General features: G+C 61.1%; 19 protein-coding genes. 9 read left to right on the top strand and 10 right to left on the bottom strand.

Going from position 1 to position 24,545, the window contains the following annotated elements:
* Positions 1-3 precede the first annotated feature (3 nt).
* Together EH165_RS09040 and EH165_RS09035 are read left to right on the top strand one after the other, a co-directional pair.
* Positions 4-1,434, top strand: a complete 1,431-nt coding sequence (locus EH165_RS09040; protein ID WP_124799170.1) for a bifunctional phosphatase PAP2/diacylglycerol kinase family protein — start codon at positions 4-6, stop codon at positions 1,432-1,434.
* Positions 1,428-1,745 (top strand): acylphosphatase, encoded by a 318-nt coding sequence (locus EH165_RS09035; RefSeq protein ID WP_124799169.1) that lies wholly within the window; start codon positions 1,428-1,430, stop codon positions 1,743-1,745. The genes EH165_RS09040 and EH165_RS09035 overlap by 7 nt, the downstream gene beginning before the upstream one ends.
* Positions 1,746-1,779: 34 nt before the next feature.
* On the opposite strand, the gene EH165_RS09030 is transcribed toward EH165_RS09035, so the two are convergent.
* Positions 1,780-2,241, bottom strand: coding sequence for a hypothetical protein (locus EH165_RS09030; RefSeq protein ID WP_124799168.1), 462 nt, complete (start codon positions 2,239-2,241; stop codon positions 1,780-1,782).
* 69 nt (positions 2,242-2,310) lie between these two features.
* Entirely contained in the window at positions 2,311-3,897 is a 1,587-nt protein-coding gene (locus EH165_RS09025; protein ID WP_124799167.1) for a threonine/serine exporter family protein, read from the bottom strand.
* 133 nt (positions 3,898-4,030) lie between these two features.
* Between EH165_RS09025 and smc the strand changes: the two genes are divergently transcribed.
* Positions 4,031-7,642, top strand: coding sequence for a chromosome segregation protein SMC (smc, locus tag EH165_RS09020; protein WP_124800422.1), 3,612 nt, complete (start codon positions 4,031-4,033; stop codon positions 7,640-7,642).
* Between the two features lie 13 nt (positions 7,643-7,655).
* On the opposite strand, the gene EH165_RS09015 is transcribed toward smc, so the two are convergent.
* Positions 7,656-7,952 (bottom strand): YciI family protein, encoded by a 297-nt coding sequence (locus tag EH165_RS09015; protein ID WP_124799166.1) that lies wholly within the window; start codon positions 7,950-7,952, stop codon positions 7,656-7,658.
* A gap of 205 nt (positions 7,953-8,157) precedes the next feature.
* Positions 8,158-9,576, bottom strand: a complete 1,419-nt coding sequence (gene glnA / locus EH165_RS09010; RefSeq protein WP_124799165.1) for a type I glutamate--ammonia ligase — start codon at positions 9,574-9,576, stop codon at positions 8,158-8,160.
* A gap of 304 nt (positions 9,577-9,880) precedes the next feature.
* Here glnA and EH165_RS09005 point away from each other — a divergent pair, with 304 nt between their 5' ends.
* Positions 9,881-10,306, top strand: a complete 426-nt coding sequence (locus EH165_RS09005) for an RDD family protein (RefSeq protein ID WP_124799164.1) — start codon at positions 9,881-9,883, stop codon at positions 10,304-10,306.
* Positions 10,307-10,487: 181 nt separating this feature from the next.
* Here the strand turns inward: EH165_RS09005 and EH165_RS09000 are convergent, their stop codons facing one another.
* The 4 genes from EH165_RS09000 to lipB all read right to left on the bottom strand — a co-directional run bounded on the left by EH165_RS09000 (position 10,488) and on the right by lipB (position 13,994).
* On the bottom strand, positions 10,488-11,261 hold the full coding sequence (locus tag EH165_RS09000; RefSeq protein ID WP_124799163.1) for a DUF4191 domain-containing protein: 774 nt from the start codon (positions 11,259-11,261) through the stop codon (positions 10,488-10,490).
* A 58-nt stretch (positions 11,262-11,319) separates the two neighbouring features.
* The gene (lipA, locus tag EH165_RS08995; protein WP_124799162.1) at positions 11,320-12,267 is read right to left on the bottom strand and encodes a lipoyl synthase; all 948 of its coding nucleotides are present in this window, start codon (positions 12,265-12,267) and stop codon (positions 11,320-11,322) included.
* Positions 12,264-13,163, bottom strand: coding sequence for a hypothetical protein (locus EH165_RS08990; protein ID WP_124799161.1), 900 nt, complete (start codon positions 13,161-13,163; stop codon positions 12,264-12,266). The genes lipA and EH165_RS08990 overlap by 4 nt, the downstream gene beginning before the upstream one ends.
* A gap of 135 nt (positions 13,164-13,298) precedes the next feature.
* Positions 13,299-13,994 carry a lipoyl(octanoyl) transferase LipB gene (gene lipB / locus EH165_RS08985; protein ID WP_124799160.1) on the bottom strand — a complete coding sequence of 232 codons (696 nt, stop codon included), beginning with the start codon at positions 13,992-13,994 and terminating at the stop codon, positions 13,299-13,301.
* A gap of 135 nt (positions 13,995-14,129) precedes the next feature.
* On the opposite strand from lipB, the gene EH165_RS08980 reads away from it, so the two are divergent.
* The 3 genes from EH165_RS08980 (at position 14,130) to EH165_RS08970 (ending at position 20,518) form a co-directional block, all read left to right on the top strand.
* Complete coding sequence (locus EH165_RS08980; protein ID WP_124799159.1) at positions 14,130-15,968, top strand: serine/threonine protein kinase; 1,839 nt, start codon at positions 14,130-14,132, stop codon at positions 15,966-15,968.
* Between the two features lie 99 nt (positions 15,969-16,067).
* Entirely contained in the window at positions 16,068-17,360 is a 1,293-nt protein-coding gene (locus EH165_RS08975; protein WP_124799158.1) for an exonuclease SbcCD subunit D, read from the top strand.
* Entirely contained in the window at positions 17,357-20,518 is a 3,162-nt protein-coding gene (locus tag EH165_RS08970; RefSeq protein WP_164479170.1) for an AAA family ATPase, read from the top strand. The genes EH165_RS08975 and EH165_RS08970 overlap by 4 nt, the downstream gene beginning before the upstream one ends.
* A gap of 3 nt (positions 20,519-20,521) precedes the next feature.
* Here the strand turns inward: EH165_RS08970 and EH165_RS08965 are convergent, their stop codons facing one another.
* On the bottom strand, positions 20,522-20,809 hold the full coding sequence (locus EH165_RS08965; protein WP_124799156.1) for a hypothetical protein: 288 nt from the start codon (positions 20,807-20,809) through the stop codon (positions 20,522-20,524).
* Positions 20,810-20,898: 89 nt separating this feature from the next.
* Here EH165_RS08965 and EH165_RS08960 point away from each other — a divergent pair, with 89 nt between their 5' ends.
* Complete coding sequence (locus tag EH165_RS08960; protein WP_124799155.1) at positions 20,899-21,261, top strand: antibiotic biosynthesis monooxygenase; 363 nt, start codon at positions 20,899-20,901, stop codon at positions 21,259-21,261.
* 142 nt (positions 21,262-21,403) lie between these two features.
* The gene (locus tag EH165_RS08955; RefSeq protein WP_124799154.1) at positions 21,404-22,786 is read left to right on the top strand and encodes a glycine--tRNA ligase; all 1,383 of its coding nucleotides are present in this window, start codon (positions 21,404-21,406) and stop codon (positions 22,784-22,786) included.
* Positions 22,787-22,869: 83 nt separating this feature from the next.
* On the opposite strand, the gene EH165_RS08950 is transcribed toward EH165_RS08955, so the two are convergent.
* Positions 22,870-24,462: a M1 family metallopeptidase gene (locus tag EH165_RS08950; protein ID WP_164479169.1), complete on the bottom strand. Its 1,593-nt coding sequence runs from the start codon at positions 24,460-24,462 to the stop codon at positions 22,870-22,872.
* Between the last annotated feature and the right edge of the window lie 83 nt (positions 24,463-24,545).

Here is a 24,545-nt window from a genome sequence, read left to right as displayed (position 1 = left end):
CCGATGCGCGACCCACGGGGCGCCGTTCCAGACCCCGATACGGTTTTGGCGGCCTCGGAGGCCCCCCGGGCAGTCGACTTAGCGCTCAAATTCCTCACCCAGTCCGCCAACCACGGCAAGTTGTGGCTCGGGCTCGCGGCGGTGGGTGTCGTCGTGGGTGGTAAGCCCAGGCGAGCCGGGCTCCGCGGTATCGCGAGCTTGGCGGGGGCCAGCTTTGTGAGCAACAGCTTGGTGAAACCGATGGTGGGCCGCCGCAGGCCCGATCTAGAACGCACCCGGTTGGCGCGCCGGATCGGCGAAAAGCCGTGGACTTCATCTTTCCCCAGTGGCCATTCGGCATCGGCCGCAGCTTTTGCCGTGGGCGCCGCTATGGAGTTCCCCCTTGCCGCAATCGGTGTGGTTCCCTTGGCGGCAGCGGTTGCCTACTCCAGAGTTCACGTTGGAGTGCACTACCGCAGCGACGTGATTGCCGGCGCAGCAGTAGGGGCGGGAGTTGCCGTCTTGATAAAGAAACTGTGGGAGGTGAGAGAACACGGACCCGCAGACTCTTTACCGGCGAACGTTCCCGCGATGCCTCAGGGGGCAGGTTTGACCGTCGTAGTGAACCGAGCGTCTGGTTCTGCGACCGGAGCCGCCGACGAGATCAGACAACTACTCCCCAGCGCAGTCATCGTCCAGTGGGATCCCGAGGATGGACCGGAGACGATCGCGGACCTGGTAGGAATCGGTGGCGACGTCGTGGCCCTCGGAGTGGCTGGAGGTGACGGCACAGTTGCGGCAGTTGCAGGCGTAGCGCTGGAACATCAACTCCCGCTGGCGGTCTTTGCAGCCGGAACCCTGAATCACTTCGCAAAAGCACTGGGGCTGAACAGCTTTGCCGATACAGCTGCGGCAGTTGAGGCCGGTGTTGCGGGCGCTGTCGATGTGGCGGAGGTCGAGGGGGTGCCATTCCTGAATACGGCGTCGGTGGGGATGTACCCGGAACTGGTTCGGCTGCGGGACCGGCTTTCTGGCAAATTCGGCAAGTGGCCGGCGGCGATGATCGCGCTGCCGCGGGTCTTGAAGCGCGCCACCCCCATCGAGGTGGTCGTCAACGGAAACCCAATGAAACTGTGGACCATCTTCGTAGGAAATGGTCATTACACGCCGCGAGGTCTTGTTTCTTCAACCCGCGATCAGATGTCTGACGGGCAGATCGACGTGCAGTTTATTTATGCCCACAAGAAGTATTCGAGATTGCGAGCGGTGCTGGGATCCCTCGTCGGCCAGGTTGAGCGCTCCGGTGTGTACGGCTGCCTGCACACCGACCGGTTGGAGCTGAAGATGGTGGGCAACCCATTGCTGATCGCGCACGATGGCGAGGTCGATGCGCCACGCGAGTCTGCCGTGATCAGTGTGGACCCCGAACGTCTTGTGGTCTTTCGCGCATGGTGAATGCCCGTCCCGGTGACTCCGATGTGTCTGACTCACCCCCTGATATCCGGATGACGATGTGGGTGCACGGCCACGTGCAGGGTGTTGGTTTCCGATGGTGGACGAGGGCGCGGGCGCTGGAACTGCACCTTGTCGGCTCCGCCCGCAACCTGTCGGACGGTCGGGTGGAGGTGGTGGCACAGGGACCGGAAGTGGTGTGTCGGGGTCTGCTGGCGCTGCTGCGCAACGGCGACACCCCTGGACGAGTCGACGTAGTGGTGGAGTTGGTGGGTGTTCCCAAGGGACCGATCACCGGATTCGTGGAGCGCTGACCTCATGCGCTGATTCGGAGCGCGGACGTGCCAGCTAGTTTGCGGCGGACTGGAGACCATGCTGACGTCGAAGCCAGCCAAGCACTAACAGAACTACAGCGCACACACCGATCGCGCCGACGAGCCGCGGATCGCCGGTGCTCCATGTAGTCACCCGTCCAGATTCGTCCATAGTTCCCCCACCTGCATTGACTGAAGTGGCAACGATACTCGTGAGGACTGCGGTGAGGCAGACCCAAGCAGCGCTACCTGTAACCACCAGGGATGTCATGGAAGCAGCCCAAGCAAGGACGAGCGCACCGAAGATGAGGCCGCTCGGCCAGTTGTCAATGGCAGAGGCCGCCGGAATGTCCGTGTAATAAAACCGTGCGATATGGGCGATCAGAAACAGCAGTTGGACGATGAAAATTACGTAGATGCCAGCGGTCAGAACTCGGTGTCGGAACGTAGTCGAGGTGTGCGAGCGGGACTCAGGGACTCGTGCGGGAATCGTCATCTGATTTCCTTTCCGGTCTTCGTCGTCATCTGAACCTACGCCGGTCAGTCTTCGAGAAGTGAGCCACCCTTAGGCGCGGCTGCCCCTGCCCCTCCTGGAAATGCGGCGCTGCCAGCGACCCATTTCTCCTTCGATGGGGGCGGCAAGGAACTGACCCAGCGTGACACCGGCAGCGAGCGCCAACCCGATCCCAGCTGCGCCGACGAGCAAACTGGCGCCCTCGAGCACATTGTTCGACTCCACCGCGGTGAACATCGCTCGATAGATCGCGAGACCCGGTAGCAGCGGGGTGATCCCGCAGATCGTCACGACAACTGGCAGAACACCTAGCTTCTCGCTGAGAGCGTACGCGAGAAACCCGACGAAAAGTGCGGCGATGAACGAAGAGGTAATACCTCCAAAACCTAAGGAGAGCATGAGCTTTGCGGCTCCCGCAGCCAGTGCGCCGACCCCCGTGGCTACCAGAATGGTCCGGGGTAGGGAATACGACGCGACCGCCCAGCCCGCGGAGATCACGGCACCCGCGACCATCTGAAGAAACCAGGGTGGTTCCGGTGTCCCTAGCACGATGATGTTGAGCGGAATCCCAATGCGGCCACCAAAATCAAGCACAATGCCGACACCGATAACGATCCCTGCGGTGTACAACACGACCTCGAAAGTGCGTGCTGCCGCCGTCAGCGGAAACCCCGCGATCGCGTCCTCTGCGGCGCCGACCGTGCTCAACCCGGCGAGCAGAACCACAATGCCGGAGGCCACCACCACCGAGGGCGGAACCAGTTGACCCCAGCTGAAGTACTCCTTTCCGCGGATCAGCACCAGCGCAACCCCGGTGGCGATAGCTGCGCCCAAAGCCTGCTGGAAGAGGTAGGGCAGTCCGCGGTTTCGCATCCAACGCAGGGTCCGATCGATCATGACGGTGGTGCCGAACGCCACTAACGCCGCGAAAATACCACCCCCAACCAGGATCGCGACGCCCGCCGCCATGGCGCCGAGCGCGATAGTCACCACCCCGCGGCGGTACGGATGCGACTGCGCCAGGATCGAGTCCAAACGCGCAAGCGCGTTGGGCAACGGAAGGACGCCAGCATCACTCACCAGCTTGCCCAAGGCGGCGAGGCGGCTGTAGTCGGGGGAGCGTAAAGCTACAACGCGAATGCGTGTGATGGGTGCGTCCTCCCGCTCTATCGTGGCTGAGATCGAGGTGAAAGTGATGTCCACGAAGAGACTGGTCACACCGTAGGCCCTGCCCACGCGTAGCATGGCCGTGGTGCTGGAGGCAACGGATGCCCCGGTGGAGACCATCGACTCGCCAATGCGCAGGGCGAGATCGAGGACGTCCTTCTCGGTCTCGAGGCTGAGCCCGCTCTGCCTGACCGCCGGTGACAGCTCGACCGGCGGCTCCAAGTCGGCGACGACCCGCCGGGCTCTGTCCCGTAACGTCTGGGCACGCGTTGCTTGATGCAGATCAGTCTTCTTAACAGCGCTGGTCAGAGTGTTACGCGCTGGGAGCGCGACCGACGCGGCAGTTTTCCCGGAAGTAGATTTAATCGCCCGGCGCGCCCTGGCGTCAGCGTTTCCGGCGCGCCGCCGCAGCGATGGTGTGCGTGCGGAATGCGACTTCGGATCGTCTGCGGTTGCTTCTGTCCTAGACACGCTCGCTACGGTAGTGCAGCAGCCGCGGTTTCCGGTGCCGCTCCTACCCCAACGGCACGGTGGAACGGGGTAATCTCCTCAACGACGCATCGCGATGCGGCCTGACCCAATCAGAAGGCGAGTGGACTCAGCTGTGTATTTGAAGAGTCTGACTCTCAAGGGTTTCAAGTCCTTCGCTTCGGCCACCACGCTCAATTTTGAGCCGGGCATCACCGCTGTCGTCGGTCCCAACGGATCAGGCAAATCCAACGTCGTCGACGCCATCGCGTGGGTGCTGGGTGAACAAGGTGCCAAGGCGCTTCGGGGCGGCAAGATGGAAGACGTCATCTTTGCTGGCACGGCTAGTCGTCCGCCCCTTGGGCGAGCGGAAGTCACCCTCACCATTAACAACGCCGACGGCGCGCTGCCAATCGACTACAACGAAGTAGCAATCACCCGGCGAATGTTCGCGGGCGGTGCGAGCGAATACGAACTCAACGGATCTACTTGCAGGCTGCTCGACATCCAGGAGTTGCTTTCGGACTCGGGCATTGGCCGCGAGATGCACGTCATTGTTGGTCAAGGTCAGCTCGATGCTGTGCTCTCGGCACGCCCCGAGGACCGGCGTGCCTTCATCGAAGAGGCCGCTGGCGTTCTCAAGCACCGCAAACGAAAAGAAAAGGCGCTGCGCAAACTCGACGCGATGCAGGCCAACCTCACCCGGCTCGGGGATTTGACCTCCGAACTGCGCCGGCAGCTCAAGCCGTTGGGGAAGCAAGCAGAGGTGGCTCGCCGAGCCGTAACGGTGCAATCGGAGCTGCGGGAGGCACGTCTTCGCCTGCTTGCCGATGATCTGGTGACCCTGCAGACCCAGGTGGAGAAGGAGACGGCCGACGAGCAGCAAGCGAAGGAGCACCGCAACCGCATCGCCGCCGAACTTGAAGCTGCGACGAATGCTGAGGCAACCGCCCAGCGTGAACTGTCGGCGGCAGCCCCCGCGATGCAGGAGGCCCAAGACACCTGGTTCGCGCTTTCAGCCCTGGCTGAAAGGCTGCGCAGCACGCTGAATCTGGCGCAGGAACGTGCTCGCAGCCTCACCGCCCAGGGCGGGGAAGTGCCTAGGTCGGGCAGGGATCCCGAGGACCTGGACGCTGCTGCTGAAGCCGCTGAGATAGAACAGGAGGAGAAAGAGGAAGCGGTGGAAAACGCCCGTGCCGAATTGGCTGAGGCCGTTTCGGAACGGTCCGAAACGGAAGCGATGCACAAAGCCGCGGAACGCGAGTTGCTGGCCGCCACTGCTGCGATAGCTGATCGGCGTGAGGGGCTGGCCAAACTTACCGGGCAGGCCAGCAGCGTGCGATCCCGTCTCACCGCCATTGGCGAGGAGACAAACCGGCTTTCACTTGCCCTCGGCGATGCACATGCCCGCGCGGATCAAGCCGACGCCCAATTTGAAACTCTTCAAGAATCGGTCGGCGAGCTCGGCGAGTTCGAGGTCGGCCTCGACGAGGCTCACGAGGAGGCAGCTGCTGCGAGCGATTCCGCCGCGGCCCGAGTGGCCGAACTGACCGAAGCTGGGCGGGAGAGTCGAGCTCGGCAAGCCGCACTCCAAGCTCGGGTCGACGCACTCGCGCTGGGTCTTAACAGGCGCGACGGCAGCGCCGTATTGCTAGCGCAAAGCTCTCGTATGCCCGGCCTTTTAGGTTCGGTGGCTACAGTGCTCACGGTCTCCGCTGGGGCCGAGGCCGCCCTCGCCTCCGCATTGGGCGCGATATCTGATGCCGTAGCCGTGGTGGGTGTGGCTGAAGCAGCAGCTGCGTTGGCGCTGCTGCGGCAATCGCAGAGTGGCCGTGCGGGCCTACTGGTGGGCGGCGGCCCACCCCTGGTAGATCGATTGACGTGGCCACAGCTGCCGGTCGACGCGACCTGGGCCATTGATCTCGTTCAGGCGCCGCAGGTAGTGCTATCGGCGCTAACCAAAGCACTTGACAGGGTGGCCGTCACCGCGGATGTGGCCTCGGCCCAAAAGTTAGTGGAGCAGCTGCCCGAAGTTCGCGCGGTCAGCCGTGACGGCGACCTGTTGGGATCTGATTGGGCGGTGGGCGGTAGCGCCGGTAAGCAGTCCGTCCTCGAGTTGCAGGCTGCGTTAGATTCGGCAGCAGCGGAACTAGCCGATGTCACAGCCAAGATTTCATCGATAGACGCGGCCCTCTCCGGGGCCCGCGCGGAGGCAGAACTCCGAGCCCGAGACGCAGCGGCGGCGCTAGCAGCTCTGGGCGAATCCGATGCGCAGATGTCCGCGGTGGGCGAAGAGCTCGGCAGACTCGCAGAGATCTCTCGCTCCGCCGCTGCAGAGGCCGAACGACTCGTGAATCAACGAGAGACCGCCGAGCACTCCAGGGTTGCGCAGGAAGAGGTTTTGGCAGAGCTGGAGCTTCGACTTGGTGCGGCGGAATCCGATGAGACGCCCGCTAGCATCGACACGTCAGTAAGGGACGAGCTCGCTGACGCCGTCGCCGTCAAGCGGCAAGCCGAAATGGAGTGGCGGCTCACCTTGCGGACCGCCGAAGAGCGAGCCAGAGCCACCACCGGTGCGGCGGAAGGACTGCGGCGCCAGGCAAAAGCCGAACGAGAGTCCAGGGTGCGCGCCGAAGCCGCACGGATTCGGCGCGCAGCGAGCGCCGCCGTGGCGAATAAGGTCGCCTTTCTGGCAGATCAGTCGGGGCAACATCTTTCGGCTTCACTCGACATCGCGCACCTCGCGCGCGAGGAAAGCACCGCCGCGCGCGCAGCCGCTGAACTGCGTGCCCAGAGTTCTCGAAGCAGGTTGATGGAACTGAGCTCGGCGTGGGAAAAGCTGACCACTGAGGTGCACCGCGACGAGGTGCTCAGGGCCCAGCAAAGCGTCCGAATTGAACAACTCGTGGAAAAAATTACTGATGAATTCGCTCTTACGGTCGAAGATCTGATCGCAGAATATGGCCCACATGTTCCGGTTCCGGCGAGCGCTGCGGAGATGGCTGAATATGAGGCGGCAAGAGCTGCGGGGGAGTCCGTCACCGCGCCACAACCGATGGCATATGAGCGAGAGGCGCAGCAGCGCAACGTCAAACGCGGTGAACGAGACTTGGCGCTTCTAGGCAAGGTGAACCCGTTGGCCCTTGAGGAGTTTTCTGCACTTGAGGAGCGGCATGCATTCCTCGCTACGCAATTGGAAGACCTCAAAGACACGCGCCGTGACCTACTCACCGTGGTCGGAGAGGTCGACGGAAAAATACTCGAAGTGTTTACCAGCGCCTATCACGACGTTGCCCGAGAATTTGTGACAGTCTTCGCCACGCTGTTCCCTGGTGGGGAGGGCGAACTGGTGCTGACTAACCCGGATGACATGCTCACCACCGGTATCGAGGTGCACGCTCGACCGCCGGGTAAAAAGGTGAAGCGGCTGTCGTTGCTCTCCGGGGGCGAGAGGTCGCTGACCGCCGTGGCCATCTTGGTCGCCATCTTTCGGGCCCGACCCAGCCCGTTCTACATCATGGATGAGGTAGAGGCAGCATTGGACGAAACCAACCTCAACAGGCTGGTTGGACTGCTGACCGAACTGCGGGACTCCAGCCAGTTGATCATCATTACCCACCAGAAGTTCACGATGGAATCGGCTGATGCGTTGTACGGAGTGTCCATGCGCGGGGACGGGATCACGCAAGTGATCTCGCAGCGCATTCGCGGGCGCGACGCGGAAGCTGCCGTCCAACTCCAGGTGTGAGGCGCGATGGGTCTCAGGTTGGGTTATCTGCCCACGGGCCCATCACCGGATTCCAGGCCCGGATGTCGACGTGGTCGATAAGAGATTCGATGCTGAACGGATCGGATTCGAGAATCTCGTGCAGGTCGGTCGGTGTTGGCACCGAAAATATCAGGAGGGCGCCGTCTCGGGCGTCGTCGGTGTATGGGCCGGAAGCAAGCAGCGCCCCGGACGTGAGGTAGTTCTTGAGGTAGGCGCGGTGGGCAGGCCGGTGCGTATCGCGTGCGGCAGATTTATCGTTGTAGAAGTACTGCACGGCAAAAACGGTCATTCCAGACTCCCGAATGTGTGTGGATGTAATCGCATCAACAGTATGACGGGCCCCTTCGAGCCGTCGCTGTGGTGTGGCTAGCGGGGTCGGGGGCAGCTCGCGGAATAGAAACGCCGGCGTCATCGGTGTTGACCGATGACGCCGGCGCAGGATGCCGTGGTAAGGGGTGAGATGTCTTGTTAGGTCTTAAATGTCGTGTGGGTTTTTAGATGTCGTAGTACATTGCGAACTCGTGCGGGTGTGGACGTAACCGGATAGCGTCTATTTCTTCGCGCTTGATCCGAATCCACGTCTCGATGAGATCCGAAGTGAATACGCCGCCTTCAAGCAGGTAGTCGTGGTCAGCCTCGAGGTTGTTGATCACCTCGTCCAGCGAGGACGGCACCTGCGCAATGTCTGCAGCTTCCTCCGGTGGCAGCTCGTACAGGTCCTTATCCACTGGCGCTGGCGGTTCGATCTTGTTCTTGATGCCGTCGAGGCCGGCCATCATCATGGCGGCGAAGGCCAAATACGGGTTGGCCGAAGGGTCGGGGCAACGGAATTCGAGGCGCTTGGCCTTGGCATTGGTTCCAGTTAGCGGGATGCGAATACACGCGGAACGGTTGCGCGCGGAGTACACCAAGTTGACCGGCGCTTCGTAACCGGGCACCAGGCGGTGATAGGAGTTGACCGTGGGGTTGGTGAAGGCGAGAAGCGACGGCGCGTGGTGGAGCAATCCACCGATGTAGTAGCGCGCCAGATCTGAAAGGCCGCCGTATCCGGTCTCGTCGTAGAACAGCGGTTTGCCGTCCTTCCATAACGACTGGTGGGCATGCATGCCGGAGCCATTATCGCCAAAGAGCGGCTTTGGCATGAAGGTCACAGATTTGCCCTGTTCCCAGGCGGTGTTCTTGATGACGTACTTGAAAAGCATGACCTCGTCAGCCGAGGCCAGCAAAGTGTTGAACTTGTAGTTGATTTCCGCTTGGCCGCCGCCGACCTCGTGGTGTCCACGCTCAACGTCGAAGCCCGTCGCAGTGAGGTTCGCGACCATATCTTCGCGAAGGTCCGCTTGGTGGTCGTACGGCGGAACTGGAAAGTACCCACCCTTGACCCGAGTTTTGTAGCCGAGGTTGCCGCCCTCTTCCTGGCGCCCGGTGTTCCACCATCCCTCGTCGGAGTCGACCTCGTAGAACGACCCGTTCATTTTGGTTTCGAAGCGGACGTTGTTGAAGACATAGAACTCAGCTTCGGCACCGAAGAAGCACGTGTCAGCAAATCCTGTTGACGCCAGGTATTCCTCAGCTTTGCGGGCCACGTTGCGGGGGTCGCGCGAGTAGGGCTGGAGCGTCAGCGGGTCGTGCACGAAGAAGTTCAGCAGCATGGTGCTGCGCTTGCGGAAGGGATCAATCCGCGCTGTGGTGACGTCAGGTAGAAGCGTCATGTCAGATTCGTGGATCGATTGGAAACCGCGGATCGAGGAGCCGTCGAAGGCCATCCCGGCCGCGAGCGACTCAACCGTCACCGTCGACGCGGGCACTGTCAAGTGGTTCATGACGCCGGGAAGGTCGCAGAATCGAATGTCCAGAACTTCGATTTTGTGCTCTGCGAGGTAGGTAACTAGCTCTTCGGGTGTGGAGAACACGCACACGCTCCTTGTCGATTATGCAATCCTGATGTGTGATCGAACCACCGCAACGTATGCGCGAGGTGTTGCTGGCTCGTCTCCGTATCATTTCACGGTTGTTAACTGGACGGGTTCGCCGCGGACGTCGGGTATTGAATCGGGCATTGAACGCTGATTGCCCGGCGCCACGTATCTCGCAATCTGCGCGCCCCCAGCGGTCATTAAGCTGGACTTATGTTTGCTCAGCTCCCGCTCGCTCTCGGCCGCGCCGATTCTCTAGTGTTCCCGCACCATCAGTGCGGCGCTCCTATTTCCTGGTTCGGTGAGCGTCGTGGCTGATTCAGGCGGGCCCCAATGGCCGGGGATCAGTTTTGGTGCACCCGCCGAAGGGGCCGGGGCGGTGGCTTCGCTCGGGCAACGAGTGGGCGGCTTCCTCGTTGATATCGCCATCGCGGCTGGCGTGTCCTGGCTTTTCACAGCGCCGGAAGCGCCAAAGAACTGGAGCCTGCTGGCGTGGGGCGTCGTGACAATCGTGTGTGTGGGAGTGATTGGCCAAACACCGGGGCATTTTGTCTTCGGCATTCGGGTCGCGACGTTCGGCCGACCTGGACAACGATTTCTGATCGGTCTGTGGGCGGTGCCGCGCACCATTTTGGTCGGGCTCGTGGTGCCAGCGCTCTTGCGCGATCGCGACGGCCGCAGCCTTCTCGACAAGCTTTGTCACACTGTCGTGGTCAAAACCAGGTAGGCGCCAGCTATCCTGCCGCGCCTGCCGACGCATCATCGGTGCAGGGCAAGAAGAAGCGGCAAACCTGCCGGTTTTGCGCTCTCCTGCACCAACGATGGTCGTTCAGTACATATGCTCTGAGCGCCGCCGGGCGCTAGCGCCGCCGGGAACTAGTGCAGCCGGGAACTAGTGCAGCCGGGAACTAGCGCCGCCGGGCGCTGCGTTGGACGCTACGTGGCTTCGCGCCCGCGGGCATCGGACCCTTAGGTATGCCCGCCTGAGCGGATCTCCCGGCGAGGGCCTTAAGGCGGGTGTCGAGGGCTTCCACCTGGGCAGCGCTAATATTTCGGGGCAATTTCATCAATGATGTATTCAACTTGCGCAGCGGAGTTTGCTTGTCCTCGTTACCAACGACGATGTCGTAAATCGGGACGGCGTCCCCCACAATACGAGCAACGCGCCGCTTTTCTTGAGCCAACAGCGGGATAATCCGTGCTGGTGATCCCTCGGCAATCAGCACAATCCCCGGCCGTCCGATCACCCGGTGAACCGCGTCAAGGTGCGTTGTTCCGGCAACCGCCGGAGTAATCCGCCACTTTCCGCGCAAGTTGTTCTGCAACGACCACGCCGCCGCGCCAGGGGTGCCGTCAGCCTGCTTGTACACCGAGTTCTGGACTCTGCGAGAGAAGATAAACAGGGCGACCAGGATCCCCAGAAACACGCCGAAGATCGTCATCGTGACCAAGAACAAGCCGCCACCGAAGAGGAAACCTAGGCCAACACCGACACCGGTCGTCGCGACCAGGATGCCGACCATTATTGGCAGCAGGTTCTTATCCTGCTTACGCTGCATCTGGAAGGCCTGCCACAGTTGGCCGCGACGTTCCTTCGCCGCTGCCTTCTTGGCGGCCTTGATGGCCTTCTTCTCTACCTTGGTCGGCTTCACGTTCGCCGAACTGACTGCTGCCTTGGCCATGCCTTTAGGATACGGCCCTGTGGTCGTTGCTGAGAACCTCAAGGGATCCGGTTTCGGATCAAAAACGCCGATCGGACTGCAGCTGCTCGCGGCGTTCGAGGGCTTGGCGATACAGCGTCCCGGCTTTGTAGGAAGATCGCACCAGCGGACCCGACATCACTCCAGAGAAGCCCATGTGCAATGCCTCTTCACGTAATTCAACGAATTCCTGAGGTTTGACCCAGCGGTCGATCGGGTGATGGCGTGGACTGGGGCGAAGGTATTGCGTGATTGTCAGCAGATCGCAGCCGGCAGCATGCAGGTCAACGAGCGCCTCTGAAATTTCCGCGCGCGTTTCACCCATGCCCAGGATGAGGTTCGATTTGGTGATCATCCGTGCGGTTCTCGCTTGGGTGATCACGTCGAGCGATCGTTCGTAGCGAAACGCGGGTCTGATGCGCTTGAACAGACGAGGGACGGTTTCCAGATTGTGGGCGAATACTTCTGGTTTTGATTCGAAGACTTGCTTCAACAGATCCGGATCTCCATTGAAGTCCTGAGCCAGGATTTCAATCCCGGTTTTAGGTGCGGATTCGCGAACGAGCCTGACAGTTTCTGTCCACAACCATGCGCCTTGGTCCTCAAGATCGTCGCGGGCGACACTCGTGATCGTCGCGTAGTTCAAATCCATCTTCGCGATCGACTCCGCGACGCGACGCGGCTCGTCGCGATCGAGTTCGGTTGGCTTACCCGTGTCGATGAGGCAGAAATCGCACCGTCGCGTGCACTGATCGCCGCCGATGAGGAATGTGGCCTCCCGATCCTCCCAGCATTCAAAGATGTTGGGACAACCCGCTTCTTGGCACACCGTGTGCAGCCCCTCGCCTTTAACGAGGGACTGCATCTTGGTGAACTCCGGGCCCGTACGCATCCGGGTCTTGATCCACTCGGGCTTTTTCTCGATCGGCGTTTGTGCATTGCGCACCTCTAGCCGAAGAAGTTTGCGGCCCTCGGGAATAAGAGTCATTTGTTCTGTCCGTCAACTTTCGTCTTTGCAGCTTCTGCCGCCTTCGAGGCAGCGTGGCCCGCGTGGTCCGCGGCTTGGGAGACATCGGAGGTGGCATCTTTTACGACGTCCGCGGCTTTTTCAGCGGCCTTGTCCGCCTTGTGGCCAACCTCCTGAGCTTTATCCGAGATTTTTTCCCCTACCGCGGTGGCCACATCGGCAGCCTTGTCAGCAGCGGCTTCGGTCTTGTCTTTGGCTTCAGCTGCTTTGTCGGCGATCTTGTTGCCCACTGCATCAGCGTTGTGCACACTCTTCTCGGCTGTTTCGGCGGACTTATCCTTCGCGGCCTCTGCCACCGCACCCACTGCGGCCGCGCCATCGTGTGCTGCAGTGCCATGAGCGGCGGGCTTTGCCGTGGGTGCTGGTTTTGTGACAGGGGCGGGCAGTGGCTCGCTACGGAGCGCCTTCATTGCGGCAGCAACAGCTCCAGCGATGAGGGTGAGGATAAGCAGCGATCGCATCTTGTGGGACTTCTTCGGTTCCACCTCATTGGCTAACGATTTCAATGACGTGGATTTGTGGCCAGCAGATTTTTCCGCACGCACCGCGAGTGCGGCAGCTTTTGCTGCGGTTGCTTCAGCGCTCCGAGCAGCGCTGGCGCCGTGGCGGGCTGCTTTGGCCGCGCTCTTGCGCGCGCGTCGACCGACGTTCGCGGCGCTCTCGCTGATGGATTCGGACACCTTCCCCACCAGTGGGGCGACCATCTGAGACGCGGAAGTTGCTAGCGCTGTGGCCTTGGTCGCAGCGTCGTGTCCTAACTCGAGGGCTCGGTCGGCTACTTCGTGACCCACCTCGGTGACCTTGTCTGCCACATCAGATGCCTTAGCCGCGAAATCGGAAGTTACTGAATTACTCATGGCATTCTCCTTAGTTGAAGCTTGGTGTTTTCTTTAGATGGCAGTATCTGCGTCGCAGACCATCTTGCCCCGTTTTGTACCCGGATTACAGCGAACGCATGTCTGGCACTGCACCGGGGGTCCAACTTTGTCCCCTCACGATGTTTCGTTGCCTTCCTCATGCTGCAGTTGTGGGGATGGTGCAGGAAGCTTCCCATTCAGGGCCTCGTCAAGGCGCAGTGCCAAGATCGGCTGCACCTCCGCCACGCAAACGTCACGTCCTAATTCGGACGACAAGGAGGTTACAGCCGCATCTGCGATACCGCAGGGGACTATGCGGTCAAACGCTGCGAGGTCCGCATTGCAGTTGATTGCAATGCCGTGTGAGGTGACCCCTTTGGCAACACGCACGCCGATGGCAGCGACCTTACGTTCTGGCCTGTCGTCGGCAGCTGCAAACCACACCCCTGTCCGGCCAGCGACTGTTATCGGCTCAAGATTGAGGTCTCGGCACGCGGCAATCAATGCGCGCTCAAGCATGCGCACATAGTTGACGACAAACATTTTCTGCGCGAGTTTGATGATGGGATATGCCACGAGCTGGCCCGGTCCATGCCACGTAATGCGCCCGCCGCGGTCAACCTCCACCACAGGGGTTCCCCCCACGGGGAGATCGCTTTTCTCCGTGCGGCGGCCAGCGGTGTAGACCGGCGGGTGCTCCAGCAACAGAATCGTGTCCCCCACCTCCTCGCGAAGCCGAGCCTCGGAGATCTGGCGCTGCTGGTCCCAGGCCACTTGGTAATCCACCAATCCAGGCATCAGATAGGTGATGGGCGCCGCACTTTCCCGCATGATGCCACGGTACCCGTGACCCCCGACAGCGCCCTTGCCGAGCGCGGGGATCTCTCCGGTGACCTGTGGCTACACGGAACAGCAGAATGTGGATAACCCGGTAGTGAGATTTCGCGAACCCCTTAGTTTGCGAACATGACATTTTGTATCGGTGACTACACGGCCCACACGCTAGTGGCGACCGGATCAACGGCGACGGTGTGGTCAGGGAGGCAAACAGACTCCCAGCGCCGTGTGGTGTTGAAAGTGATGTCCCGCGCCAAGCTTGCCCAAATCACCCGGGAGGCAGCGCTGGCTGGATACATAGATCATCCGCATCTTCTCCCTGTGCTGGATGTTGTGGCAGACGATGAACGGGCTGCTCTCGTGATGGAATCTGCCGACCGAGGGAGTCTGCAGCAACTGTTGGACTCGCGGACACTCTCACCCGGGGAGACGGTGACGGTCCTAGCCCCCATTGCTGCGGCGCTAGCTCTCGCGCATGAGCGTGGGCTGACGCACGGCGATATTTCGGTCAGCAACATACTGTTCGATCAATCAGGAAGGCCGCTGTTGGCTGATCTCGGTGCGGCGCGCGCCGCGGCGGATCTGAGCCTGCCCGTGTGTGTGACCCCGGGTTATGTGGCGCCAGAAGTGGCTCGCGGCGCAACCCCGACACCGGCCGCCGATATGTTTTCCCTCGGCGCCATTGCGCTGCATTGTCTGTGTGGTCGACCCGCCTGGCCCGCTGAGGATCTCCGGGTGGTGGCGATCCAAGCAACGGCGGGACTGTGGCCCGACCCGGGCGCCGGCGCCGGTGCGAGTCAAACACTTCTCACCTTGGTCCGCGCTCTGCTGAGCGAGGATCCGCATCTGCGTCCAAAGGCTGCGGAGGTGGTGATGGATCTGCGCAGTGCCGACGTGCCCCAAGCAATTGGTTTCGGCCATCCGCTGTCGGAGGGTGCTCTATCACTTGATCTCGGCAGCACTCCCACACAGGAAGACGACGTTGATACCTCGATTTCGACTGGAACAAATGGGGCAGACCGCCCTCGCTCCAGGATTGAACTCGCGGGCATCGCCGAGCCATTGTTCCGAGCCCACGTTTTAGATCGAGGCAGACACGCTGGCTCCGAAGAGGGTATTCCTGATGACGCAGTGAGCCAGGAGCGCACACCCCGAGGGCGACACCCCATTCCGCCAGGCATGACGCCATCTGATGAGTGGCTTTCGGACACAATCCCACACCCGAACGACGGTCCGGGCAGGGTGCTGACTCAAGTTCGCAGTGGCCGCGTTGGCGTCGACGCAACCCCGCCGATGCGCGCCCCGCGACTACGGGGCATTCGAGTGAAAAAGCGTAATGTGGCGCCGTCTCCAGCCGGGAGAAAGGGCGCTTCAGTGGTGTCTGTCGTGACCGTGGTGTCTGTAGTCGGAGTACTGGCGACAGCCGCCGTGGGGGCTGGCTTGTGGTGGGCGACAACGGGAGCCCCCGCGCCCGCGGCGCTACCCGCTGCGCCGGGAGTGATCGAGTCATCTACGGCGAACTGTCGGCCAGTGATTGAAGCCAGTGAGGGCGTTGATATCGCTCCCATTAATGAAAAGGGGCGGCCTGCCACCGAGCCGGTGTGGATGTCCGTCATCGCTCAACTTGACCAAGCACGCTCCATGGCATTTGCCACCAGAGATATCGATGCGTTGCAAAACGTGTACCAAAAAGGAGTTCCTGCGCTGGCGCAGGACGCTGCAAAAATCGCGGAGCTCAGTGCTGGCGGTTACCGCGTCGACGGCGCGGAACATCGCATACTCAGCGTCGAGCTCTTGGGGCAGGCCGGCCTTCATGTGCTGGTTACCGATCAGCTGCCGGCCTATCCGATCCGGGACGAGACCGGGACAGTCGTCGGAGCTACGACTGCCAGTTCCGCCACTACTCGAACTATGGAATTGATCGAAGTTCCTGACGGCTACCGGATCGTCTCGGTGTCGACGCAGTGATAACCGAACGAGAAGCCGACGGCCAGAGTTCGTGAGCCGCAACGGAATGCTCCGGCAGGGTCGGCAATCAGTGTCGGTGCCTGCCTCTACGGTTTAGCTATGAGAATCCTGCACACCTCCGACTGGCATATTGGCCGGACGTTTCACGGCCATCGTCTGCTGGCCGATCAACAGCAAATCCTCGGCGACATCGCGGATTTAGTGACCGAACATCGCGTAGATGTGGTCGTGGTGGCAGGCGACTTATACGACAGAGCCGTGCCGTCTGCTGATGCGGTCCAAGTTGCGACCACAGCGCTTGGGCGCATTCGGGACGCTGGTGCGCACATCGTTGTCTCTTCGGGCAACCACGACTCGGCACCTCGGTTAGGGGCCTTTGCGGAGTTCCTGTCGGCGGGCGGTTTGCATATCGGAGCCACCATCGACGCACTGGATAGGCCGGTGGTCCTGAATGATGATCACGGGCCGGTCGCTTTTTACTCGATTCCGTATCTGGAGCCCGAAATTGCGGCCCACGTCATGAGTTTGCCCCGGGGCCAGGGCCACGCCGGGGTGCTCGCGGAGGCGATGCGTCGAATCAGACTCAACCTGAGCGAGCAACCGAGTGGTATGCGCTCGGTGGTGCTGGCGCACGCATTTGTCGTGGGCGGGAAGTCCAGCGATTCTGAGCGTGCGATCGATGCCCGAGAGGTGATCGGCACAGAGGTGATCGGCAGTGATTTAGCTCTCGAGGGCCCGAGTGGTCACGGGGCGTACGGCAGCGACGTGGCTAGCACGGGGCAAGACAGTGGGCGAACCGAAGGTGAAAAATCCGGGCGCGTCATGCACGTGGGCACCGTCGGGTCGGTCTCAGCGAGTGTTTTTGATGGCGTTGACTACGTTGCCCTGGGACATCTGCATCGTCCGCAGGAAATCGCGCACAACAAGCGCTATTCGGGCTCTCCTCTCCCGTACTCGTTCTCCGAAGCGGGGTACGCCAAGAGTGTCTGGCTTGTCGATCTCGACGCCGCTGGACTGAATCAGGTTCGTGCCCTCAAACTTCCTGTGGTCAGACCGCTTGCCACCGTTCGGGGAACGTTGGCCGACGTGATCGCCGGATATGGGGACTTAATCGAGCACTACCTCACAGTGGAACTAACTGACGAGATTCGGCCGACGGACCCCATGCGCCGTCTCCGTGAGCGCTTTCCCCACACGGTTCGCTTGGAATGGTTGCCGGGACAGATGGCAGTGGCAGAGCTGGATTTCGGCCAGGCCAGCCGGATGATTCCGGACTCCGATCTGATTGCGAATTTCCTGCTGGAATGCCGAGGCAGCGCACCAAGCAGCGGCGAACAAGATTTAGTGCTTCAGGCTTTGACGGATCTACGAATTGTCGAGGCATCTCAGTGAAACTTCACCAACTTGAACTCACAGCCTTCGGTCCTTACCCCGAACACGTAGCTGTGGACTTTGACGCCCTCGGCGCGGACGGGCTCTTTCTCCTGCACGGAGACACGGGTAGCGGGAAGACCACACTGCTGGACGCAGTCGCTTTCGCGCTCTTTGGTTCTGTCCCAGGGGCGCGCCAAGAGGCGGGTCGGCTGCGCTGCGACCGAGCGGATCCACGGACGCCGACCACGGTCACTCTCGAGCTCACCGTCGGACGGCACCGGATGCGGATTACCCGCACCCCTAAATACGAGCGCGCAAAGAAGAACGGAATAGGCACCACCGTTGCTTTAGCAACAGCCAGCCTGGTGTGGCTGGGAGAAGTTCCAGCAGGCACCGTGCCGGGCGGCCTGCACCGCATCGACGAAGTCACTGCTGCGGTCGGTGAGCTGCTGGGGATGAACGCAAACCAATTCTTTCAGGTGGTGCTGTTGCCGCAGGGAGACTTCGCAAAATTTTTGCGAGCGGATACTGAGGAGCGCGAGAAGCTTCTTGAACAACTCTTTGACACCAGCCGCTTCTCGAGTATCGAGAGCTGGTTCCAGGAAGCGCGACGGGCTAGCGGCGCGCAGTTGCGCGAGCGGCAGACCGTGCTGGATTTAATGGCGGCCCGTGTTGCTCAGGTCCTCTTACAGTCGCCGCCTGACCACCCAAACTCTGATTGGCTCGCTGCAGTCCGAGATCGAGCCTCGGATGAGGCTGCGCTGCGACATGAGCAGCTCAGGGCAGTACGTGACAAGCGAGCCGATGCTGGCCGTCTGCGAGATGCCGCAATTCTTGCTACATCGGGAACTGAACGGGCTTACTCGCTGCTGTCCCGGTTGCTGGTTCTCGCCGAGCAGCAACCCGAACGCGAAAGGTTGCGCTACAGAATCGAGCGGCGCCGAGCGGCCGTCCCGGTCCTGCTCGCAGACCGGGAATGTGCGCTTGCCATGGATGCAAAGAAACAGGCTTGGGCTCTTGCGGAAAGCAGGCGTGCTGCGTTGCGTGTCCTGGCCACACGCGATACCTCTGGCGCACTCGACATTTCCGGTCTTGGTCAGGAATTCGGGCCCGCCCTGGAGAATTACCTGGCAGCGAGCGGGCGCGATGTGCGAGACCGAGCTGGGGGACTACAAGCTCTTGTTCAGCAGGCCTTGCTGCAGAAGGATGAACGAGCCACGCTCGCTGGTGTGACAGCGCGCGCGGAGGCGGCGGAGCGAGAGCGGTCACGCCTCGAAGAAGAGATTGCACAATTCCCTACCGCCATCGCCGAGCTTGACGAGCGGGCCACTTCCCTGCGGGTTACTGCGGCTTCGCTCGCCCTCTGTACCGAGAAGTTCGCCACTGCAAAGGAAGCGGTGGTGGATCACGGACGCCTCAGCGCGATCAGCAAGACCGCCACAATCGCTATTGACCAGGCGCAACGGGCAATCGACGTCGCACAGATTGCTACCAATGAGCGGCTCGAACTCACACAGCGCAGGTTTGCCGGGATGGCTGCAGAACTGGCCGCGGATCTGGTGGATGGACAGCCCTGCACCGTATGCGGATCGGCGGATCATCCCGATGCGGCGATCGGTGACGAAAGTCCGGTGGGAGCGGAGCAGGTTCAGCTGGCTGAGCAGACTGAGAACCGCGCGCTCGCTGAGGCAAAACGACTTACCGCTGTAAGGGTGGCTACCGAGCGAGATCTCGCTGCCCTCACAGCGCGGCTGGGTGAGCGCACGAAGGACGAGATCTCGCAGCAACGCGATGAAGCCAAGAGTGCTTTCGAAGCCGCATCTTCAGCGGGAAGAACCCTGCCAGACGTACTTCTGGCGCTGGAAGCCGCCCGCTCCCGCGGGGCAGAACTGACAGACATGCAGCAGGAGCTGAATGTTCGGATCATCTCCGAACAGCAGCGCGGGGAGCAACTCGCCGCAAGTGTGGCTGCCCGCGAGGAGCGCTTAGAGATCGGGCGGGCTGGGCACGCCGATGTGGCCAGTCACCGGGCCTACCTTCTGCTCCTGGCGGACTCTATGGACCAGTTCTGCGCTGCGGCCACTGCGGTAACCCAGGCGACGAGGTTGGCTCGCGAGCGAGAAAGCGAACTAGCCGCTGCAATGGAGAACGCCGCCTTTACCGACATCGAACAGGTCCGTGCCGCAGGCGGAACCGACGAATCGGCGTTGCAGACGCAACTACGGGCGGCCGAGGATGACGAGACTGCGGTGCGCGCTCAATTGCAACAGCCTGACCTCACTCCCTTCTGCGAGGCGCTTTCAACCCTGCGATCCGCGGGCGCGCACGGCTCGGCCGAACCAGCCAGCTCAGCGGGAGGGAACAGTGCCGCTCCCGCCGCCGAGACCTATATCGATTGGGCGCTGCCAGCTGATTCAGCGCAGTGGCATAGCGACGCGCGCACCCATTTGGCAGACCTGCGAGAGCGCAGCTCGCACGCAGCAGCTACTGCTGCTGCTCTCGAGCAACAGGAAACAGAGGCGTATGCGGATGCTCAATCAGCCCAGTCCCGGTGTGATCAGGTCAATAGCCTGGCGCGATTGATGTTTGTCCACTGGGAAGAACTGAAACCTGCATCTGCTGCCGATGCCGAACTGGCTGGGATGACGGATGTGGTGCTGGGAAAGGGGTCCAACAGGCGCAGCATGTCGCTACGCACCTACGTTCTCGCCTCCTGGCTGAAAGAGGTTGCGGTAGCGGCAAACTCGCGCCTTCAGGTCATGACAAGCGGGCGATATTCGTTCCTGCACTCCACAACGAAGGAATCTCGTGGGCGCAGTGGGGGTCTCGGCCTCGATATCTTTGACGAGTATTCGGGCGTGTCTCGTCCGGCGAAGACCTTGTCGGGCGGCGAGTCCTTCTTAGCATCCTTGGCTCTCGCGCTCGGTCTTGCCGACGTGGTGGCGGCTAGGTCCGGGTCGGGTCTTCTCAGCACGATGTTTATAGACGAAGGTTTCGGCACTCTCGATGCCGACGCTCTGGACTTGGTGATGGAGACCCTGGACTCCCTCCGTGGAGAAGGCCGGATCGTGGGGGTAATTTCTCACGTCGAAGAACTCCGGCAACGGATTCCTAGTCGGCTTTACGTCCGTAACACCCCGTCGGGATCCACGCTAGAAATGACTCTGGCGATGTAGGAGCTACGCCCTGGAAAACAAGGAACAGGCCACCAGCACCGCTGCGACCACCGCACTAAGTCGCATCAGGCGCAGCGGGGCGGGGATCTGGTTCCACCGGAGGACCAGCAGAGCGCCTGCGGCCGCAGCGAGAGCCATCACGACTACTGATCCGAGCACGCCGCCAATCGCGACGGCTGCGATAAACACAGCCAAAACCGTTACAGCCGTGAGTATCTGTGCCGGGGAGATCGATGGAGTTGCTCGGCGCCCCCTGCCGCGGCCGGGCCGCAAGTTCCTTCCCATCGTCATCGGCTTATCTTTACACGAGCGGCGCGCGCACGTGCCCCTCAAGAATCCAACCCTTGGCCACCAGAGGTTGACCTCGAACGGAGCGCATCATGACAGTTGAGTTGATCTGCCGCTTCACTGACGTTGACGACGAATTCGTTCATCGAGCCCGCCGGGCAGTTGCGTTGCTGGCGGCGCAGGAGATGTGTATCGAAGTCCGTCTCTCCAGGTCGACTGAGGATCCCCGATCCTTCGCGCTCACCGCTGAATTCGACTCGTTCACCGGCTACCGCCGATCACTGAGCCCCTTCGACGTTCGGACCGTCGTCATTCCGTTTCTCTCTGAGGCACAGCAGTCAGAGTCGGCCGTTTTAGAGGTGTTGATGCAGTCCAGGGATGGAGTGTTGAGCGAACCCGAGGTGATCGTGGACCCGAACGCGGTGCAACCCCGTGCCGCCGCGCAAGCACCCTGAAGGGCCAGCTGCGATTCATGGCGGCGCATCGATTTGCGGGCGACATTAGGCTCAGAGGGTGATTTCGGCGGAATCCACCGTCGAAACTCCCGAGCCCGCATGAGTTTTACGCTGGCCCACATCGCTCAAGGAGAGTCCGACGTTGTCTGCGTCCGCTATTGAATCCGTTGTCAGCTTGGCCAAACGCCGGGGGTTCGTTTTTCCGTCAGGCGAAATCTACGGTGGGACCCGGTCTGCGTGGGACTACGGACCGCTCGGTGTTGAGCTGAAAGAAAACATTAAGAAGCAGTGGTGGCGCAACATGGTGACAAGCCGCGACGACATCGTCGGCTTGGATTCGTCGGTCATTTTGCCGCGGCAGGTGTGGGTGGCCTCCGGTCACGTCGGCGTGTTCACCGATCCGCTCACGGAATGCACTAGCTGCCATAAGCGTTTTCGGGCCGACCATCTCGAGGAAGCCTTCGTGGAAAAGAAGGGTCGGGCTCCTGCCAACGGCCTGCTCGACCTCAGCTGCCCGAACTGCGGCACCAAAGGCGCATGGACAGAACCTCGCGATTTCAACATGATGTTGAAGACCTACTTGGGCCCAGTCGAGGAAGAATCTGGCATGCACTACCTGCGCCCCGAAACGGCGCAGGGCATTTTTGTTAACTTCGCCAACGTCAGCACCACCACGCGCAGCAAGCCGCCCTTTGGCATCGGCCAGATCGGTAAATCTTTCCGCAACGAAATCACTCCCGGAAACTTCATCTTCCGCACCCGTGAATTCGAGCAAATGGAGATGGAGTTTTTCGTCAAACCAGGCACTGACGAGCAGTGGCATGAGTATTGGATTGAGCAGCGGACCGCTTGGTACACCGACCTCGGAATTTCGCCAGACAACCTGCGCCATTTTGAACACCCGACCGAGAAGCTGTCGCATTATTCGAAGCGCACGGTCGATATCGAATACCGGTTCGGCTTTCAGGGCAGCGAATGGGGCGAGCTCGAAGGGATCGCTAACCGCACCGACTTCGATCTGAAAACCCACTCGGAGCATTCGGGTAAAGACCTGTCGTACTTTGACCAGGAATCCGGCGAGCATTGGTTTCCGTACGTGATCGAGCCTGCAGCCGGGTTAACCCGGTCGTTGATGGCCTTCCTCGTAGAGTCTTACACCGAGGATGAGGCGCCGAACACTAAAGGCGGCGTGGATAAGCGCACGGTGCTGCGTCTCGATCCTCGTCTCGCGCCCGTCAAAGCTGCGGTATTGCCGCTCTCACGTAATGCAGAACTGTCGCCAAAAGCGCGGGATTTGGCGAAAGAATTGCGCAAGAGCTGGAATGTCGATTTCGACGACGCAGGCCAGATCGGCAAACGGTACCGACGACAGGACGAAATTGGCACCCCGTTCTGCATCACGATTGATTTTGAAACGCTGGACGACCACGCCGTCACCATTCGGGAACGCGATTCGATGAAGCAGGAACGAGTATCGCTGGACCAGGTTCCGGCATATCTCGCTGCCCGGCTTATCGGCTGCTAAAGGAGGGTGCAAAGCCGCACGTCTGAGTTGACCCCGTCGAAACATCCCTTCTAGCAGGATGTTTCGACGGGACTTCGCCAGCGTTAAGGCTTCAAGTTTCCCGGATAGAGGTATTGGTCTGCAGGAACGCCTGTATCCCGAAACCACGCCTTGAGGAATGCGCTTAGGTCGCGACCAGCAAGCTTGTTGGCCATGGCTTCGAAATCTGTCCAAGAGGCAGTCTTGCCTGAATATGCCTTGACCCAGTCTTTCAACAAGGTGGAGAAAGCTTCAGCACCCATTTCAGCCCGAAGGGCATGCAAAGCGAGCGGTCCTCGGGTGTAGACATCGCCGAATTCGTTGCCGCTGCCCATGTCCACCAACGGGAGCTCCCAGAACGACGGCTGTGACTTCGCGGTAGCTACCTGCTGCAGGTAGAGCTTGTCCAGATTCTCGTAGCCTTGGGCCTCCTGCCACTGCCATTGGGAGTAGCTGGCAAAACATTCGTTGAGACAGACATCTGACCAATTTGTAAGGGTAACGGCGTCACCGAACCATTGGTGGGCCAGCTCATGGACGACGGTTGCCTCGTCCACCCATTGCGGGTAGACCGGCCGGGTTTGGGTCTCCAGCGCGAAGCCAATGTTTTCGCCGATGAAGATTCCGCCGACGGAGTCGAAGGGGTAGGGGCCGTAGATCGACTCCAAAAAGCTCACGTAGCTGGCAGTCTTATCCCCTAAAGCTTGCGAGGAGGTGGCGCTGGTGGCGTAGGCGTTGATGATGGGGATACCGCTGGCCGTGACACCCTGCGTGGTGGTGAAGGTGTCGATGTACAAAGTTGTGAGATACGTTGACATTGCTGCAGTCTCGGTCCACTGGAAAACGGCGGATCCTGCTGGAGTCGGTGGTAAGGAGTCCTGGGTGGGCAACCCATTGGAGATCACTTTCCATTTTTCGGGAACGGTGGCGGTGACCCGGAATGTCGCTTCGTCGTAGGGGATTTCGTTTGCCGGAAACCACGCGGATGCGGAATAGGGTTCGCCGATGGCGACCGCTCCACCGGATGCGAGGGTGTACCAGCCGCCGTCACCCAGGCCCGCTGTGCCGCCGCCGATCGGGCCAGGAACGCCCGAGTAAGTGATAACTGCTACGAAACTGGCTCCCTCATCCAGCCCGGAAGCGGGAGTAATGATCAGCTTGGAGTTGGCCTGACTGAAACTGGCGTTCTTGCCGTTGATAGCGACCTGCGAAACGGTCATCGTATTTTGCAGGTCAAAACCCATCCGGCCCAGCCTTACCCCCTGGTTGACTGTGGCGGTAATGCCCACCGTGCCGAGCAATTCCCCGGTTTCCGGCGTGTAGACGACCGCTACGTCGTAGGAAGCCACGTCATAACCGCCATTGCCGGAATTTGGGTAGTACGGATCGCCTCCGGAAAGACTCCCGACTGCGCCGTCGGGCGGAGCATTGTTGGTGGCAACGCCGGAAGGTGCTGTCACCGCGGGAGCTGAGTCCGCGGGAGCGCCGGATTCAGGCGCCGAGGTGGATGGCGCCCCTGCGACGGGTGGAGAGGGCGGGTTGACGGAGAAATTGGACGCCGTGCCTGGCTGCTCGGCGACGCCGTATCCGCTAGTTGCTGTCGTACACGCGGTGACGCTGGTGAGGACTAACGTGCAGGCGAGGACCAGAGCTTTCACTGTTCCGCTCCTACCGCGCGGCGCTTGAAGAGCTCCCTCGCTCAGGGGCCGGCGAAGGTGTGATGAGGGCATAGAGATCACGC

This window comes from Nakamurella antarctica (genome assembly GCF_003860405.1).
Lineage (GTDB): Bacteria > Actinomycetota > Actinomycetes > Mycobacteriales > Nakamurellaceae > Nakamurella > Nakamurella antarctica.
This window is presented reverse-complemented; position numbering and strand designations above follow the sequence as displayed.